This is a genomic window from Sphingosinicella sp. CPCC 101087, from assembly GCF_004151485.1.
Taxonomy (GTDB): domain Bacteria; phylum Pseudomonadota; class Alphaproteobacteria; order Sphingomonadales; family Sphingomonadaceae; genus Allosphingosinicella.
The window spans coordinates 1-1,787 of record NZ_SBFF01000030.1 but is presented as its reverse complement, the minus strand read 5'-3'; the positions used below and the strand labels follow the sequence as shown (position 1 = coordinate 1,787).

General features: G+C 70.7%; 1 protein-coding gene. It reads right to left on the bottom strand.

The genetic code is table 11. The annotated features are described in order from the left end of the window. Positions 1-1,787: autotransporter-associated beta strand repeat-containing protein (locus tag EKM57_RS21635; protein WP_206185545.1), on the bottom strand; the 1,787-nt coding region annotated here is incomplete at both ends.

Below are 1,787 nucleotides of genomic sequence, written 5' to 3'. Positions count from 1 at the left end.
GCGCCGAGATTGGCGTCGCTCGAGATCCGCACGATGCCCGCCTCGATCCGCGTCCCGCCGGAATAGCTGTTGGCGCCTGTCAGCACGAGTGTGCCGAGATCCGTCTTGACGAGCCTCGCCGCGCCCGTGAGCTCGGCCTCGATCGTGGCGCTATAGCCCGCCCCCTGCGCCGTGCCGTCACCGACGCGGATCACTGACTGCGCGGCCGAAAGGGTCAGCGCGTCGCCGGTGATCACATATCCGTCGCTCGCGAACTGCAGCCCCGAAGCGGCGACCGCACCCAGGCTGTCGTCGATCGTCACCGTGCCGGGGGCGGCCGAGAAGATGGCGAAGGCGCCGTTCGAATAGCCTGCGTTCACGGTGCCGCTCGCATCGGCCCAATTGTCGTTGCCCGCGCCGCCCTGCCAGATTCCGTCGCCGCCGTTCACCGTCCCGTCGAGCTTCGGTCCGGCCGCGCCGTCCCAGAAGTTGAGGGTCGCGCCGCCGGTGTTGACCAGGTTGACCCGGCCCTCGACCGAAGTCTGGACGAAGGCGTCGCCGCCGTCCGGCTGGGAGCCGACTTCGAGCCCGTTGTCGGTGAGCGCTCCGGCATAGTCGATCAGGCGGTAGACGCCGATGTCGAAGCTGCCGCCCGCCGACACGGCGATGTCGACCGTGCCGTCGAGGACGAGGTCGCCGCCGACGCTGACCAGATCGTTGAGCGGGCCGCCCACGACATTGGCCTCGCCGAACTCGACGCCGAGCCGGGCGCTGCCCGCGAAGGAGAGATCGCCGTTGATGGTGAGCGTCCCGGGCCCATCGCTGCCGGGCGCCAGCACGGCGCCGTCGAGGATCGAGACGTCGCCGCCGATCGTGCCCGTGCCGCCGAGCGTGCCGGCCCGGACGAGGGTGAGCCCGGTCACCGCCGACTGGTCGCCCTCGATCAGCAGCGTGCCGGCACTGACGATCGTCTCGCCCTTGTAGCTGTTGTCGCCTGTGAGGATGGTGGTGCCCGCCCCGGCCTGGTCGACCGAGCCGCTGCCGGAAATCAGGCCTGCAAAGACATATTCGTTCGAGCGGTTGAAGGCGAGCCGCCCATCGTTGGCGACATCGCCGACGATGCTTCCGCCGGCGCCGCCATTGCCGATCTGGAGCGTGCCGCCGGCGATAGTCGTGCCGCCGGTATAACTATGGTCGGCGGTGAAGACGGTGGTGCCGCCGCCGGCCTGGCTCACGCTCCCCGCGCCCGCAATGCGGCCCGCGAAGACGTAGGTGTCGGCGCGCGCGAAGGCGAGCGAGCCCGCGTTCGTCACGTCGCCGACCAGGCTTCCGGTCGTACCGCCATTGCCGATCTGCAGGATGCCGGCCGCGATGGTCGTGCCGCCCGAATGGCTGGCGGCCTCGGCCAGGACCAGGGTGCCGGCCCCCGCCTTCACCAGCGCGCCGCCGCCGGTCATTTGGCCGTTGGCGACAAGCCGGCTGTTCGCGGCCGTCTCGAACGTCCCGCCGCCGCTCCCGAGCGCGATGGCGCGGTCGGTCGCGAAGCTTCCGGTCGTGCGAAGCATTCCGCCGTCGAGCGCGAGCGCCCCGCCGAGGCCGAGATTCTCGTCCCGCTCGATCTGGAGCACGCCGCCATTGATCCGTGTGCCGCCGCCATAGCTGTTGGTGCCGGACAGGATGAGCGTGCCGAGGTCGCTCTTCACCAGAGTGGCGGAGCCGACGAGCGCATTGGCGATGGTGGCCGTATAGCCCGCACCGGCCGCGCTGCCGTCGCCGACCTGGATCAGCGCCGCCGATCCGGTCAGCGT